Source organism: Cohnella sp. GCM10012308, assembly GCF_042649185.1.
GTDB lineage: Bacteria > Bacillota > Bacilli > Paenibacillales > Paenibacillaceae > Cohnella.
The window spans coordinates 1-15,444 of sequence record NZ_JBHRYU010000050.1; the positions used below are offsets into that span (position 1 = coordinate 1).

Below are 15,444 nucleotides of genomic sequence, written 5' to 3' on the forward strand. Positions count from 1 at the left end.
AAGAGCTGATTTACTGCACGAAGTTTCGAACGAAGGAACAAGCCCGGCAAGAGATTTTCGAGTACATCGAGCTATTCTACAACCGCAAACGAATCCATAGCTCGCTGGGATACCTGTCGCCGGCTCAATTTCGTGCACAATTTTCTGTAAGAGAGATAAGCTAAAATTCGTTAAAGTACTGTCCACTTTCTTGACAGAGGTCCATAGAGTGCGTTATCGCGGCAATTGGAGCGAATTTCCGGGGTTACTTGTGAGGTTAACGGATCTGTGGTCCGTAACAGACGGATTATCGCGCGAGCTCAACAAAATAGCGCCTCCTGTGTCCGGCCGGCCGAGGCGTCACGAGGTTATGCCCCCCGCGTGTAGCAGGCTGGCCGTAGACTCTTGGCTGTTGGCCGTCGGCGGTCGGCGGTCGGCGGTCGATTAAAGGTTGGTTGCGAACGATGGCGCATTACGCTTTGGTCGCCGCGACGAGGAGGAACATCGGGCGGCGCACCTCGTCCGCCCATTCAGGATGCTGCGTCAGCATGTCGGGCGACGGTTTGAGCTCGGACAGTTTGTCGACGTGGAAGCCCGCTTCGATCAGCGGATTCAGATAGCCGGCGACGGTCCGGTGGTACTTCACGACGTCATGCCCAAGAAATCTCGCAAGCCGCTGCCCCTCCTCGTGGTAGCGATCGAGCGGCCAGTGCAGCTTTTCCCCGCCCGGACCGTAATGCCAATCCTGTGCCTCCACCGCCGTAAAGGTCGGATGCTCGACGGTAAACGCGAACGCTCCGCCCGTCGACAGGCTGCGGTGCACGTCCCGGCAGATCTCGCCGAAGTCCGCCACGTAGTGGAGCGCCAGCGAGCTGAGCACGACGTCGAACGCGCCTTCCGCGTATTCAAAGTCCTCGATGCCGCTTCGCACATAAGAGATTGCCGAGTCGTCTGTCATCTCCCGCGCCTGCGCCAGCATCTTTTCCGACAGATCGACGCCGATGACGGATCGCGCTCCCTGCTCGCGCGCGTACCTGCAATGCCAGCCGTAACCGCAGCCGAGGTCCAGCACGCGCTTGCCCGCCAGCTCCGGAAGCATCGATCGAAGCTCCGACCATTCTCCTGCCGCCTCCAGGCCGCCGACGGACCTCGGCATCCGGCTGTAATTTTCAAAGAAACCGTCGTCGTCGTATTTATTTTCTTTCAATTCGCTCACGCTCCCAGGTCGCAGTCTCAGCTACTCTTTCAGTATAGCGATCAGGACCGGCAACTCAACCGCCTCAACGATCGACGAGATAAGGCAATCTCCTCGGCAGCCAATTCCGGCAATCAGCGCAAAAAAGCCCTTGCCTCCCGGCTGCAAGCCGGAAAGACAAGGGTTTTCTCTCGTTTAAAAGCTAACGGATGCTATCATCTGTCTCACTCTACTGCAGTCAACAGCCGTCAACCGCAGTCCTAAGCATGCACGCCCTCTGCGGCTCGATCAGATCAGCCCCGCCACTCGCCCCGTCCGAGCAAGCACGTCCAGCGCGAAATCCAGGTCCTCCCGCGTATGGGAAGCCGTCACGATCAGCCTGACTCTCCCCTTGTCCATCGCTACGGTCGGGAAGACGATGCCCTGCGCATAGACGCCTTCGGCGAGCAGCGCGTCGGAGAAACGCATCGTGTCCGCCGGCGATCCGACGATGATCGGGATGATCGGCGTCTCGCTCATGCCGCAGTCGAAGCCGAGCGCGAGCAGCTTCTCCCTGCAATAATTTGCGTTGCTCCACAGCCGCTCGATCAGCTTCGGACTGCGTCCGAGCACCTTCACCGCGGCCAGGCACGAAGCTGCGACGGCCGGCGTCTGCGACGTGCTGAACAGAAACGAACGCGCCTTGTGGATCAAATAATCCTTGAGCAGCGCGGAGCCCGCCATGTACCCGCCCGATACGCCGATCGCCTTGGACAGCGTTCCGACCTGGATATGAACGCGGCCGTGCAGGCCGAAGTGGTCGGTCGAGCCTTTGCCGTTGCGTCCGAGGACGCCGCTCGCATGCGCGTCGTCGACATAGACGACGGCATCGTATCGCTCCGCGAGCTCGACGATGGCCGGCAGCGGCGCGATGTCGCCGTCCATGCTGAACACGCCGTCGGTAACGACGACGCGGGCGCGGTAGGACGCGCTCTCCTTCAGCGCCTGCTCCAGCTGATCGAGATTCTTGTGCGCGAACACCTTGCGGGTCGCCTTGGTCAGCCGGATGCCGTCGATGATGCTGGCATGGTTGAGCTCGTCGCTGATGACGACGTCGTCGGGACCCAGGATCGACCCGAGAATACCCTGATTCGTCGTAAATCCGGATTGGAAAACAAGCGTTGCCTCCGTGCCCTTAAACGCGGCCAGCTCGCGTTCGAGCTCACCATGAATGTCGAGCGTGCCGGCGATCGTACGGACGGAGCCGCTGCCGACGCCGTATTTTTCGATCGCTTCGATCGCGGCGCGCTTCAGCTCCGGATGCGCGGTCAAGCCCAGGTAGTTGTTGGAGGACATCTGCAGCACCCGGCGTCCGCCGAGCGTCATCCAGCTGCCCGATCCGCCCTCCCATTCCGTAAGCTTCCGGTATCTGCCGTCGGCCCGGAGCTGCTCGAGCTCCTTCGATAAAAAGTCCAGGTTTGCCATCGTTGATTCGTCGACTCCTTCCATCGTTCGCTTTTATGATTAACTATGCGTAAATACTACCTTGCCGCAATTGCCGGACTTCACCAGCTCGAACGCCTCTTCATAGCGGTCCAGCGTGAACGTATGCGTGACCAGCCCATCCAGCCGCAGCGCTCCCGAATCGAGCAGCCCCTTCATTTGGTACCATGTCTCGTACATGCGGCGGCCGGTAATGCCGTGAACGCTGATGCCTTTGAAAATAAGGTGACGCGCCAGGTCGAGCGGGACGTCGTCCGTCGGGATGCCGAGCAGCGAGATGCGGCCCGCGTTCGCAGCCGCCTCGAATCCGCCGCGGATGGCTGCAGGGTGGCCCGACATCTCGAGCACGACCTCGGCGCCTTCGCCGTCGGTCAGCGCGCGAACCGCTTCCGCCATCGGCTTCTCCGCGCTGTTGACAAGCGCATCGGCGCCCATCCGCCTGGCCATCTCCAGCCGGTTGGCGCGGACGTCGACGGCAATGATCTTGCCCGCGCCGCACGCGCGCGCCACCGCGATCGCCATCAAGCCGATGGCGCCCGTGCCGATGACGGCAACGGATCTGCCGACGATATCGCCGGCGAGGACGGTCTGCACGGCATTGCCGAGCGGATCCTGCAAGCACGCGAGCTCAAACGGCATCTCCGGCCGATTGTGAATGACATTGCTTGCCGGCAGCACCGCATACTTGGCGAAGCACCCCGGCGCCGAGATGCCGAAGCTGCGCGTGTTGGCGCAGACATGCCCGTTCCCCGTCCGGCAAGCTTTGCAGTGGCCGCATACGATGTGCCCTTCGCCCGAGACGCGGTCCCCGACCTTGACGTTGGCGACCCGCTCTCCGACCGCCTCGACGACGCCGGCGAATTCGTGCCCGAAAACGTTCGGCGTGACGACAGCGCTCTCGGCCCAGGCATCCCAATTGTAAATATGAATATCCGTGCCGCATATAGAAGACGCTTTCACTTGGACCAGGATTTCCTCCGGCCCCGGGACGGGCACAGGAACCTCCAACAGCGCCGCGCCCGGCCCCCGGTTCGCTTTTACCAGGCCAAGCATCGTTTTCTCCCGCATGGTCATCACCCTCGTATCGAGTAAAATTCGCTTTGTACAACATATTATACATTCGTATTATATATTGTACAATAAAATTATATAGGGTTTATATTCGTCATGCGTCCGGTATAATGGAGAGAAAATAAATGGACTTAGGTGGATACGATGGACGCGATTCATAAGAAAGTCGGCAAGAACCTGCAAGCCGTGCGCAAATCGCGCGGCCTCAGCCTGGATCAGGTGGCCGAGCTGACGGGCGTCAGCAAGGCGATGATCGGCCAGATCGAGCGGGGCGACTCCAATCCGACGATCTCCGTGCTGTGGAAAATCGTCAACGGACTGAAAATTTCGTTTACGTCGCTCATCGAAGAGACGAAAGCAGAAGTCACGGTCGTCGATATTGGCGAGATCGAGCCTTTTTTAGAGGAGGACGGCGCTTACCGCTCGTTCCCGATGTTTCCCTACGACCAGCGCAAAGGCTTCGAGATTTACGCGGTCCGCATGGATCCGGGGTGCAGCCACGAATCGGAACCGCACAACGAAGAGGTCGAGGAGTACATCGTCGTGACGGAGGGCTCGCTCGACGTCGAGGTCGGCGGCGAGACGTACGCCATCGGCGCGGGCAACGCCGTGCGCTTTTCTGCAGATCAGCCGCACGCCTACCGGAACAATACCGACCAGGTCATTACCTATATTACGCTCATTCGTTATCCTTCGTGATGCACGCCCGCGTTGTCCTGTCGCCGTAATGCCTGCAAATATACATCTTTTTTCGCCGATCGCTATCCTTTCGAGAAGAAAAGATGCAGATCCGCAGGTATTTTCCTCCCTGAGCCCCATTTCCGGCTTGTGCTTTAAATTTACCTGCACATTTGCAGGCATTTGATCACGTGTTGCGAGTCGGTAGAAAATACATGTACGAATGCAGGTTTTTCGATCCGCAATACATCAAAACTCCCTGGCACTGAAGACGCGTTTACCTGTTACGAATCGCCGCCAAATTTTTAATTGCTGATCTAGCAACAAAAAGGACGCCAAAACAGCCCCCAAGGCCGTTTAAGCGTCCTTCCTTAATCTGTTGCCAGCCTGCGAATCTGCGCTTGCGCCCAGATGAACCAGCTTGCCTGCTCCTGGTTGCCTCCGTCCTGGATGTAGGCTTCTCCGCGGGAAAACGGAAGGAAGTTGAACGCTTCCCCGAACAGCGGAGCCGTGTTGTACGTTTCCAACCATTCTTGCAAGAGGGACAGCCGATTCCAATCGCCGCTCGCGGCATAGAAATAACAAGCCCACGCCAACCCTTTGCCGATGACCTGCGCGCCGGCATTCGCCGTATTCGGCGTGATGTAAGTATGAAGCATGCGGAATTCGCCCCACATAAACGAGCCTCGGCGTTCATAGGCCTGCAACGTATTGCGCATCTTCACCCCTGCGCCCGGCACGGCGGCCGGAATCGGCGCCAGATTCACGAAGGAATAGCCTTGCAGCAGCCGATCCGCGCCGTCCCGGCCGCGCAGCTCTCCAAAAACGGAGCGACGCTCCTCGTCAACCGCCGACAATCGCCCGTCAATTCCCGTCTGCAGCGCCGCCGCATGCGCCTCCAGCGCCGAAGCCGTATCGCGGTCCGCCAGCCGCCGGGCAACGCCCGCAACCTTGGTCAACGCCTGCACGGCAAACTGATTGGTGATCAGATCGTACACGCTCATATGCACGTTCTCGCGGGCATGCTCGTAGGCCGGGTTCCAGAGCAGGTTCAGCTCCGGATCAAAATACGGCGCCTTCAAGTAATAAAGAGCGAATCCGCGTATGAGCGGGTAATACTTGCGTTCCGTCTCCCTGTCATCCGCCAGCTGCACATAATCCGCCCAGGCCATCAAAAGCTGATAATGGCCGTCCGGTTGGTCAAGCATGACCGGCGGACTTCCGTCCGTGAACAAAATCTGCGGCGCCCGCTCTACCCCCAAGGAGTCGATCCGGTCCAGCAGCGACACGAGCACTTTGCGCGCTTCGGAGAAATCCGGCAGTACGAGCAAAGCGAACAGATGCGCGGCGGTGTCTCTCACGAATTGTCCCGGATAAGCGCCGGTGACGGAAGTCGGCACGTACCCGTCGGGCGTCGTTCGGCTATAAAGACTGTCCAGCGTGGTCCGGTAGATCGCTTCGTTGCTTTCGCCGAACACCCGGCGCGCAGCCGCCGTTTTCGCATCGGGCAGATCGTCCGTCATCTGGAACGCGGCAGCTTCGGAGAAGGCGGACATCTCCGCCTCGCCGTTCCCGATCTGCACCTTCCAATAGTAGGTAAGCCCGGCCAGCAGCGCCGGCCCCGCATACCGCACTTTGCCGCGCGCGCATTTGTCCGGGTCGCCCCACTGCATGACGATGCCAGTATCCCATAGGTCGGCCGCTCCCGGCAGCAGCAGCTTGGGGCGCGATGCCACCAGAAGCCGAAAAGCGCGCTCTTCGCGGCTGCCTTCGATCGTCCAGCGGAACAAGGGCGTATTCGAGCGAACGGCTCCCGTCTCCGTCAATGGTCCGACCGCAAGGCCGACCGGCCGATTCAGGTTCATGTCGATTGTTTCGTTTGTTTCGATTGTTTCGTTTGTTTCGTTCGTTTCGTTCGTCTCGTTTGTTTCGTTCGTCTCGTTTGTTTCGTTCGTTTCGTTCGTCTCGTTCGTCTCGTTCGTCTCGTTCGTCTCGTTCGTCTCGTTCGTCTCGTTCGTCTCGTTCGTCTCGTTCTTCCCGTTCTTCATGCCGCTCATCGCTCCAACCCCGACCGCACCGACACTTGCGCATGGAGAAGCGGGTCCAGGCCGGCAATCTTCACGATTCTCCGCTGTCCGGGCAGCAAATCAAAATAATTGTCGGACGGGACCGCATCGTTCCCAGGGCCAAAATCGAAATGAACCGCGTGCGCGAATACGTCCGTCGAGACCTCCACTGTCCATTGTCCGTTTTCCGTCGAGACCGGTGCGAGCCTTAACCTTGGCATCGGCAGCCGCATTTCCCTGTACGTATTCGTCCGCAGCCAAGCCGGCTCGGCGATCTCCGTTGACAGCGGAAGAACGTAGCGGACGCCTGCCAGATTGTCGAACGCGCCTTTGGGGAAACGAAGAGCCTTACAGCGGGAAAACGGCTTTAAAACGACCGCTGTCGTTTCCGCGTTTTTAACGGTCCCGTCGAATGATCGATAGCCGTATTCCACACGAAGCTCGACCTCGGCTGCCGTATCGTTGCAGCCGGTGACCTCCACTTCTCCGCCCGCTTCACGCAAAATAAACCGGACCGGCGCAAACGCCCGCTTCACGAAATAATAAGCGATTTTCCGCCGGTGATAGTAATCGACAATAGACCAGCCGACCTCTCCCCAGCAATCGTTGTACATCCAGAAAAGGCTGCCCGAGCAATCCTCCTTCCGCCGGATCGCCTCCAGCGAATATTGCAGCATCAGCCCTTGCGTCAGCCCCGCGTAATGCAGATAGCCGTCCAAGTCCAGCTTTTCCGGATCTGCGTAGTGCTTGATAATGCCGGCCGGCACCGTTTTCTTCTCGTGCACGTTCGTATGGTTGTCCCAGATCGCGCACGATCGGTCCGGCGCGTGCGATCCGAAGTATTGACGGATCGACGCGAGGCCCGGCGGGCCGATATAGCCGTATTCGGAGATGAATTTGCCGCTCAGCTTGTCGTATTCCTCCGGCGCGATCCGCTTCTCCATCTGTTCGTTCATCGTGCATTCGAACCAGTGATGGCGGTCCCCCGCCTCGCTGCCGTTGGGGTGCGCGCCGCCGTAAGGCGAGCTGTTCCAATACGGAATATGCGGGCAATTCCTGCGCACGACGGCCGGCGCGATATAGTTGTAGCAGAACGCGCCTCCGAAATATTCCGCCTGCTTTTCCCCGGTCCACCACTCGTCGAAAGCCCAATGGTTTTCGTTGCTGCCGCACCACAAAGCCAGCGAAGCATGGTTGCGCAGCCGCCGCGTCTGGTAATCCATTTCCCGCTCCACTTCGCCGCGGAACCATGCCAGCCGATCCGGATACCCGGCGCAGGCGAACATAAAGTCCTGCCAGACCAACAATCCCAAGCGGTCGCACAGCTCATAAAAACAATCCGGCTCGTAGCGCCCGCCGCCCCATACGCGGATCAGGTTAAAATTCGCTTGCGCGGCTTCGCCGAGCAGCTTCTCGTATGCGGCGCGACCGACCCTCGCGTAGATGGAATCCGGCGGAATCCAGTTGGCGCCTTTGCCGTATAACGCGACGCCGTTGATCTCGATCGCGAATCTGCGCTCCGCCCCGCAGCCGATCCGCTCCTGGTTCAACCGGATCGTCCGCACGCCGAACGCAACCGGCGGGTGCTCTGCCCGCTCATCCTCGACGATCATGGCGACCCGGACGGCGTACAGCCGCTGCTCGCCCATGCCGCTCGGCCACCACAGCTTGACCCCGGGAATCCGTCCGTCCAGCCGGATGTAATTCAGGCCGGAAGCCAGCGGCACTTCCGCAATCATCGTCTCGATCAGCGCCTCCCCGTCATAGAGACCGATCTCGAACCGAGCCTCGCGGGTCGCATAAGAATGAAACTGATCCGCTTCCACCGTGACCGCAACGCAGCCGTCGTTCCCTTCGACGCGCGTATCGACCGCGACCGAGCGAATCGCCGCAAGCCGGTGGAAGCGCAAAGCCGCATTCCCCATGATGCCGCAGCTGGCCAAGCGAGGCCCCCAATCCCAGCCGAACACATACTGCGGCTTGCGCAGCATAATTCTTCCCGCTTCTCCGCGGCCGTTAAAGCCTTCCATGCCGATCGTGTTTTTCAGCTTGGCGACATCGGCTTCGCTGTGCAGCTCGCTGCCCGTCGTCAGGCGCACGACGAGCTCGTTGTCCCCGGCGCGCAGCCATGCCTTCACATCGCGGCTAAAAGGATAGAACGCGCTGCGGTGATGCCCCAGACGGCGGCCGTTCAAAAAAAGGTCCGCTTCGCAATCGAGCGATTCCAGCGCAAGCTCCGCCACGCAAGCATCCGCCAGATCGGCTTCGTCCACGCGGAAGCTTTTTCTGAACCACCACGATCGCCGTTCCACCCATTCGCTGTCGAAGCAATGATTGGCGGTCAACGGCTCCTCGATAATCCCTTCGCGGATCAGCGGCATGCGGACATCGCACGGCAAATCTGCCGCCAGCCATCCGTCATTGTCCAGAAGCACCCGCTCCAGCTCGTCGGCTCCCACATGCAGCTCGCAGGCTTTCACCCGCCACGCTTCGTTTAACGACTGCCGCTTCATTTGACCGCTCCCATCGCAATGCCGGAGAAGATCCAGCGTTGAAAGATTAGATAGACCAGCACGGAAGGCACGGTAATGACCAGAATGCCCGCCGACATGTAATTCCACAGCACCATCCGGTCGCCGGTGAATCCGATCAGCAGCGTGGCCACCGTACGCAAATGCGCGGACGGCATGTACAAATACGGAATGTACATATCGTTAAAGACGCCGATGATTTTCAGGATGGCCACGGTCGCGGTCGCCGGCGCCAGCAGCGGGAGGAAAATGCGGTAATAGATTTTAAAATACGAAGCCCCTTCGATCATCGCGGCTTCGTCCAGGCTGTAGGGGAGCGTCCGGGAAAACTGCAGGAACATGTAAATTTGAATGATGTCCGTGCCCACGTAGAGCAGCGTTGGCGCCAGCAGCGTATCGTAAACGCCAAGCTGGTTCACCAGCGAGAATCTGGCGACCTCGGTCGTGATGCCGGGTACGATCAGGGCGATCATATACACAAACAAGATCAGCGGCTTGGCCTTGAAGCGGAATCGGCCCAGCACATAAGCCACCATCGAGCCGAGCAGTATGTTGCCGACGACGCTCACCGCGATCAGCACGAGGGAATTGCCGAACGCCGTACCGACGTTGCCGACCTGAAAGAAGTAGGCGTAATTGGACAGGTGCAGGAAGCTGTCGGGCAACGCGAACGGCCGGTTCAGCAGCAGCTCTTCGTTGGACTTGAAGGAGGTGAAGAGAACGATCAGAATCGGCGCGATAAAGAGCAGGCTCACCAACCCCATCAGGGCGTAGATCAACGTTTTATTTAAAATCTTCATGCTTGTCGCCCTTTTCCCTTACTAGAATATGCTGCGTCAGCTGCACGACCAGCACGATCGCGATCAGTACGACCGCCATTGCGGAAGCCAGCCCGTAGCGGCTGAACTGGAACGCCTCGTGCACCGAGTACAGCGCAAAGGTCATGCTCGCGTATCCCGGACCGCCCTGTCCGGTCAGCAGGAACGGCTGCTCGAACGTCTGCACGCTGCCGGTGAACACCAGGAATACCGACAGCTTCACGATATCGCTGATGCACGGCAGCGTGATGAACCGGAACGATTGCCACTTTCCCGCGCCGTCGATGACGGCCGCTTCGTACAGATCGTCGGGTATCGATTGCAAGGCGGCGATCAGGATGACCATATAGAAACCGACCGTTTTCCAGACGACGATCAGCGCCAGCGAGACATTGACCACGGAAGGGTCGCTCAGCCAGCGCTGCTCCAAAAATCCGAGCCCGAGCGCGCGCAGGGCGACATTGATCGCTCCCGATTCGGTCTCGTACAGGAAGCCGAACATAAAGGAAACGGCGGTGGCGTTCAAAATAAACGGTGCGAAAACGATCGAGCGGAAGCCCTTGGCAAACCTGAGCTTGCCGGTGAGCAGCACCGCCAGGAACAACGAGAACGCGACGCCGACGAGACCGGTCAGGAAGTAGATCAGGTTGTTGCGCAGCGACACCCACACTTCCTTGGATTGCACGACCTCGCGGTAGTTGTCCAAGCCGATCCACCTCGCGCCGTCCAGGCCGTTCCAATCCGTAAAGCTCAGTTGGAAGAGCTTGAACGTCGGATACAGGACGAACATGGCGTACAAGGCGAGCGGCACGAGCAGAAACGACGACACGAACACCCTTTTTTTCATCTGCAAACTCATCGGGCTCACTCCTGCTCCTCCCGATCAAGCCGAGGGCGGGACAGCGCAGGCTTTCCCGACCTCCGGACCGACCGGGGCTTTTGCGATTATTTGGCCGAAGCGACGGCTTTCTTGAATTTGCCGTTCAGATCCTTGGCCACCTGGTCCACCGTTCTGCCGGCGACCAGCTCCTGCAGCGATTTGTACAGCGTGATGCCGGAGTTGTTCCATACTTTGATCGCTTTTTCTTGCTGCGGCGCAAGCGTCACGATGTTCAATCGATAGTCCTTCACGAAGCCGGCCCACGGAATAGAGGAATTGTCCGCATCCTTGAGCGGGGAGAGCATCCCGCTGTAGGTCATGAATTCCGAATCGTACTTGCTGTAGTACCAGTCCAGAAATGCGAGCGCCGCATCCATGCTCTTGGTGTTCTTGTTGATCGCCATCGGCAGGTCCGGCGAAGCCGTCAGCATGGTCGTATCGGCGGGCGTGTCGGATACCGGGAACGGGAAGATCGCGAAGTGGGTCATGTCCACGCCTTTTTCGCTCAGATTCTGATACAGCCACGTGCCCATCAGCATCATCGCCGACTTGCCCGAGCCGAAATCGTTGGAGGCGGCGTCGAACCCGACGGACAGCGGATCCTTTTCGAAATAGCCCTTGTCCACCAAATCCTTCAAAATGCCGAAGCTCTTGACGTAGCCGCTGTCCGCGGTGAACGGTTCCTCCTGCTCGGCGAACGCGTTGTAGATGTTCGTATCGTTGCCGATAATCGGAGCGAGCTGCTGGTACGGATCCAGCGGCCACGCGTCTTTGGCGCCGGACGACAATGGGATGTACTTGCCGCTGTCCTTGATCTTCTGGCTCACTTCCAGAAACGCCGAGTACGTCTTCGGCACTTCCAGTCCGAGCTCCGCGAAAATATCCTTGTTGTACCAGACGACCGGCGTCAGCATCAAACCGCGCGGCACCGTATAGTTTTTGCCGTCCGGCGCGACCAGCGAATCCATGCCGATCAGCTTGCCGGCGATGGGCAGGTCGTTGAGCGGCACAAAAAACTTGGACCACTGATCCCGGCTCAGGTGCGTATCCGTCACGTTGACGATGTCCGGCAAGCTGTTGGACGCGGCTCTGATCTTGATCGTCTGATTGTCCGTGAAGCCCTCGATCTTCAGCTCGACGCCCGGATAATCCGCCATGAACCGGTCGGCCATATCCTTCAGCTTCGTGTCGACGATATTCGTTTCCCACGTCAGAAAGGTAAGCTTGCCCGTAATAGCCGGCTGCTCCGGCGAGCCGGAGGCCTGCCCGGTCGCTTGTCCGGACGAGGCCGGCGCGCTTGCGCTGCCGCCCGGCGCGTTGTCCTTGCTGCCGCCGCAGCCCGCGAGCAAGCCGGTCAGCGTCATGGCGAGCGCGAGCGATACGATTTTGCTTTTTTTCATTGTTCAAGTCCCCCCGCTAGTTGTTGTGCCGCAAGATTATTGTAAAGCGCTTGCAAGATTCTTATAATGGACTCGATTTATGTTTATCTGGATTGAATTAAGGCCTTTGTCCGGCGCGCCGGATGCATAAGAAAAACCGGCAGAGCTCGCCCTGACGGTCCTTTTTGGGTTTTTTGGGTTTTGTTTTGGCACATATTTCGTGTCCGGGCGGTGCTGCGCTCTGCATCGCTCTCCTGCGCTCTGCTTCGCTCCCCTGCGTTCCTCTCTAGCCGATATATAACTGCAAAAATACATCTCTTACTCCCGAATCGTGCATTTTAGAACGAAAAGATGCAATATCATGTATTTACCTCATTTAGCGAGAATTCCGACGTATTCTTTTAAATGAACTGCACTTTTGCATCAATTTCATCTAGCGTCGTCGTTCGGTAGAAAATAGATGTACAAATGCAGGTTTTTCTCCCGACACAACCGCCAAAGAGAGAGAGCTCTCCCCTTCGAAGAACGTCCGCCGTTCCTATCTTCACCAGCCCGCCGAATTCCCTGAACCGTCGGCAACCGCACTGGCGGTCTACTTGCGCAGCAGCTCAAGCGCGAACGCGCCGTCCTTCGCCTGCAGCGGAAGGGTCAGCGTCACGCAGGTGCCCGCCCCTTCCTTGCTCTCCACGCTTAGGCCATAGGCGTCGCCGTAGTAGAGCTTGAGGCGCTCGTTGACGTTCCCCATGCCGAGTCCGCCGACCTCCGCCGCCTGGAAATCCCGATCATGGGCCGCAGTCTCTGTTTTTGCTGTCATTGCCGCACTCCCCGTCTCCGCTGCCATCGTCCCCGCAGCCGCCATCGCCGTACCTGCCGATGCAGCGCCCGACCGCATGGCCGCCGCGCCTCTCTCCAGCTTCGCCTGAAGCTCCGCAAGCTGCTGCGCATTCATTCCGCAGCCGTTGTCGCGAATCCGGAACTGCGCCGTCTGGCCGTTCGCCGTCCCCGACAAGCTCAGCAGTCCGCCTGCCGGCGTATCGGCAAAGCCGTGTACGATCGCGTTTTCCACGATCGGCTGGAAGACGAATTTGAGAATCTCGCAAGCGTACAGCCGCTCGTCGAACTGCACCTCCCATGCGAAGCGGTTGCCGAACCGGATTTTCTGCAGCTCGACGTAGCTGGTCAGATGGTCCAGCTCCTGCTTCAGCGACACGGTCTCGTCCGCGTTCTCGGTAATGTAATAACGGTAAAACTTCCCGAGCATGCGCGCCATCCGCGACGTGTCCGCGTCGTCGTTCAGCTCGGCCATCATGTGGATCGACTCCAGCGTGTTGAACAGAAAATGCGGATGAATCTGCAGCTTGAGCGCGTGCAGCTCCGCCTCCTTCTGCTTCAGCTGCGCGACGAACAGCATCCGGATCAGGCCGTTGATTTTTTTGATCATTTTGTTGAACTCGTGGCTGATCTGAAAAATTTCGTTTTTGTCGCCCTTGCGCAGCTTCATATGCAAATTGCCCTGCTGCACCCGCTTCATGGTCGCGCTGAGACGCTTGATCGGCAGCGTCAGCCGGACCGCGAACCAGACGGACACGATCAGCGCGATCAGCACGCAGCCCGACATGAGCAGCAGCGCATAGATCGTCGTCGTCGTGTTCGAGACGTTCAGCTCTTTTTTTGGAAAAAAGGAAATGACCGACCAGTCGGTCTCCGACACCGCCGTTCTCGTCCGAACGTAAGACTCGCCCCTGATCGTCAGTTGATCGGCCGCACCCTCCCCGCTGTCGTCCAGCACCTGCGCAGCGATCAGGCTGCTTTGGTCCGCGGCTCCGCCGGAATCGTAGATGAATTGTCCTTCCTCGTCGACCACGATCGTCCGCTGCCGATTCACGACGTTCAGCGCCTGGAACAACGGGGCCAGCTCCTCGACCTTCAGGCTGATTAAAATGCCGGCGACCGGCTCGAACGAGCCGTTGTAATCGCGCAGCGCCTTGCCGACGGAGATGACGTCCATGAAGCGCTCCTCTCCGACCAGCTTCAGCCGGTGACGGGGCAACAGCACGCTCTCGCCGTCCGCCGCGATCAAGGCCGGATACCAGCGCTCGCCGACGGGATTGAAGTCCGCGTCCAGATTGATGTCCGTATCTCTCAGCTTGTTGATGCTGCGGCCGGCCATGTCGAAGATGACCACGGAAGAAATCTCTTTCTTGTAAAAGAGCGTCGATTCCATAAAGCTCATTAAAATGCCCTGCGTACGCAGATCGAAGTAATAGTTCGTATTAAGGATGGCGTTGTCGTGAAGCTCCTGCATAATCTCGGCATCGTTCAGCGGAATTTCGGACAAATACTTCATGTCCTTGATATACATCGACAGCTGATCCGCCGCCTGATTGACCATCACGTTCAGCGAGCTGATATAGTTGGATTTCTGATTGTAGTTGTATACGTAGGAAGAGATCAGGATAATGGCCAGCATCGGAATAAAAATGAGCACGACGAAGCCGCCGATCAGCTTGAACGTCAGGCTGCGCCGGCTCAGGCTGACGGCCCGTCCGAACCGGAGCCGCAGCCGCCTCCATTGCCGTCTACGCATTGCGGCCTCCGCGCTGCGCGCGATACTCCTGCGGCGACAGGCCGGTCATGCGTTTGAAGATCCGGCTGAAATAGTTCGGATCCTCGTATCCGACCTCAAGCGAGATCTCGGCGATCCGGTTGTGCGGATCCTCCAGCAGCCGCTGCGCCTGCTCGATCCGGCAGCGGATCAGATAGCCGGAGAAGTTTTCCCCCATTTCCTTCTTGAACAGCTGCGAAAAGTAGATCGCGTTCAAATGCACGATACCCGCGATTTCGTTCAAGGAAATATTGTGCCGGTAATGCTCCGCGATGTAGGCTTTCGCGCGGCTGACGGGATCGTTCTTGGAGGCGGGAGGGGCGGTTGATGCGTCCGGCTCGCTGCCTGCGGCCCCCGGCTTCCGGCCGATCTCGGACAGCAGATCGAGCAGATCCTGGTTGTCCACCGGCTTCAGCAAATAATCCACCGCGCCGTACTTCATCGTCTCCCGCACGAATTCGAATTCCGCATAGCCGCTGAGCACGATGACGCGAACCCCGGGATGCCGGCTGAAAATGGATTTGACGAATTCGACGCCGTTCATCCCCGGCATTTTGATGTCCGTAATGACCGTATGGAACCGATGCGCGGCCAGCTTCTCCAGGCCTTCGTTGCCGTTCCCGGCTTCTCCCCGGACCTGGAAGCCCGCGCGCGCATTATCGATAATTTTTTTCAGGCCCAGCCGAATGAGGGGCTCGTCGTCTACCACCAGTATGTCCTGCACTTGGGTATCCCTCACTTTGCAAGCGGATTCATCTAT

Annotated in this window: 12 protein-coding genes; 2 read left to right on the forward strand and 10 right to left on the reverse strand. The window is 58.8% G+C overall.

The window, feature by feature from the left end; genetic code table 11:
- Positions 1-164 (forward strand): IS3 family transposase (locus ACFOTD_RS32145; RefSeq protein WP_378120094.1); only part of this gene is annotated, 164 nt, incomplete at its 5' end.
- Between the two features lie 287 nt (positions 165-451).
- On the opposite strand, the gene ACFOTD_RS32150 is transcribed toward ACFOTD_RS32145, so the two are convergent.
- The 3 genes from ACFOTD_RS32150 to tdh all read right to left on the reverse strand — a co-directional run bounded on the left by ACFOTD_RS32150 (position 452) and on the right by tdh (position 3,724).
- Entirely contained in the window at positions 452-1,186 is a 735-nt protein-coding gene (locus tag ACFOTD_RS32150; RefSeq protein ID WP_378124070.1) for a class I SAM-dependent methyltransferase, read from the reverse strand.
- Positions 1,187-1,462: 276 nt separating this feature from the next.
- Positions 1,463-2,638: a glycine C-acetyltransferase gene (locus tag ACFOTD_RS32155; protein WP_378124071.1), complete on the reverse strand. Its 1,176-nt coding sequence runs from the start codon at positions 2,636-2,638 to the stop codon at positions 1,463-1,465.
- Between the two features lie 39 nt (positions 2,639-2,677).
- Positions 2,678-3,724: an L-threonine 3-dehydrogenase gene (gene tdh / locus ACFOTD_RS32160; protein WP_378124072.1), complete on the reverse strand. Its 1,047-nt coding sequence runs from the start codon at positions 3,722-3,724 to the stop codon at positions 2,678-2,680.
- Between the two features lie 147 nt (positions 3,725-3,871).
- On the opposite strand from tdh, the gene ACFOTD_RS32165 reads away from it, so the two are divergent.
- Positions 3,872-4,426 carry a helix-turn-helix domain-containing protein gene (locus ACFOTD_RS32165; RefSeq protein ID WP_378124073.1) on the forward strand — a complete coding sequence of 185 codons (555 nt, stop codon included), beginning with the start codon at positions 3,872-3,874 and terminating at the stop codon, positions 4,424-4,426.
- A 350-nt stretch (positions 4,427-4,776) separates the two neighbouring features.
- Here the strand turns inward: ACFOTD_RS32165 and ACFOTD_RS32170 are convergent, their stop codons facing one another.
- From ACFOTD_RS32170 to ACFOTD_RS32200, 7 genes are all read right to left on the reverse strand, one after another.
- Positions 4,777-6,453, reverse strand: a complete 1,677-nt coding sequence (locus ACFOTD_RS32170) for a glycoside hydrolase family 78 protein (protein ID WP_378124074.1) — start codon at positions 6,451-6,453, stop codon at positions 4,777-4,779.
- A 5-nt stretch (positions 6,454-6,458) separates the two neighbouring features.
- The gene (locus tag ACFOTD_RS32175; RefSeq protein ID WP_378124075.1) at positions 6,459-8,984 is read right to left on the reverse strand and encodes a beta-mannosidase; all 2,526 of its coding nucleotides are present in this window, start codon (positions 8,982-8,984) and stop codon (positions 6,459-6,461) included.
- Positions 8,981-9,802 (reverse strand): carbohydrate ABC transporter permease, encoded by an 822-nt coding sequence (locus ACFOTD_RS32180; protein ID WP_378124076.1) that lies wholly within the window; start codon positions 9,800-9,802, stop codon positions 8,981-8,983. Before ACFOTD_RS32180 ends, ACFOTD_RS32175 begins: the two co-directional genes overlap by 4 nt.
- Entirely contained in the window at positions 9,786-10,679 is an 894-nt protein-coding gene (locus ACFOTD_RS32185) for a carbohydrate ABC transporter permease (RefSeq protein WP_378124077.1), read from the reverse strand. The genes ACFOTD_RS32180 and ACFOTD_RS32185 overlap by 17 nt, the downstream gene beginning before the upstream one ends.
- Positions 10,680-10,765: 86 nt before the next feature.
- Positions 10,766-12,100: an ABC transporter substrate-binding protein gene (locus ACFOTD_RS32190; RefSeq protein ID WP_378124078.1), complete on the reverse strand. Its 1,335-nt coding sequence runs from the start codon at positions 12,098-12,100 to the stop codon at positions 10,766-10,768.
- 571 nt (positions 12,101-12,671) lie between these two features.
- On the reverse strand, positions 12,672-14,666 hold the full coding sequence (locus tag ACFOTD_RS32195) for a cache domain-containing sensor histidine kinase (RefSeq protein ID WP_378124079.1): 1,995 nt from the start codon (positions 14,664-14,666) through the stop codon (positions 12,672-12,674).
- Positions 14,659-15,408, reverse strand: coding sequence for a response regulator transcription factor (locus ACFOTD_RS32200; protein WP_378124080.1), 750 nt, complete (start codon positions 15,406-15,408; stop codon positions 14,659-14,661). The genes ACFOTD_RS32195 and ACFOTD_RS32200 overlap by 8 nt, the downstream gene beginning before the upstream one ends.
- Positions 15,409-15,444: the final 36 nt, after the last annotated feature.

What these genes read in the sequence shown, in the direction of transcription:
- ACFOTD_RS32190 (WP_378124078.1), bottom strand. Translation starts at nt 12,100, where the DNA reads ATGAAAAAAAGCAAAATCGTATCGCTCGCGCTCGCCATGACGCTGACC.
- ACFOTD_RS32185 (WP_378124077.1), bottom strand. Translation starts at nt 10,679, where the DNA reads ATGAGTTTGCAGATGAAAAAAAGGGTGTTCGTGTCGTCGTTTCTGCTC.
- ACFOTD_RS32170 (WP_378124074.1), bottom strand. Translation starts at nt 6,453, where the DNA reads ATGAAGAACGGGAAGAACGAGACGAACGAGACGAACGAGACGAACGAG.
- tdh (WP_378124072.1), bottom strand. Translation starts at nt 3,724, where the DNA reads ATGCGGGAGAAAACGATGCTTGGCCTGGTAAAAGCGAACCGGGGGCCG.
- ACFOTD_RS32165 (WP_378124073.1), top strand. Translation starts at nt 3,872, where the DNA reads ATGGACGCGATTCATAAGAAAGTCGGCAAGAACCTGCAAGCCGTGCGC.
- ACFOTD_RS32180 (WP_378124076.1), bottom strand. Translation starts at nt 9,802, where the DNA reads ATGAAGATTTTAAATAAAACGTTGATCTACGCCCTGATGGGGTTGGTG.
- ACFOTD_RS32195 (WP_378124079.1), bottom strand. Translation starts at nt 14,666, where the DNA reads ATGCGTAGACGGCAATGGAGGCGGCTGCGGCTCCGGTTCGGACGGGCC.
- ACFOTD_RS32155 (WP_378124071.1), bottom strand. Translation starts at nt 2,638, where the DNA reads ATGGCAAACCTGGACTTTTTATCGAAGGAGCTCGAGCAGCTCCGGGCC.
- ACFOTD_RS32175 (WP_378124075.1), bottom strand. Translation starts at nt 8,984, where the DNA reads ATGAAGCGGCAGTCGTTAAACGAAGCGTGGCGGGTGAAAGCCTGCGAG.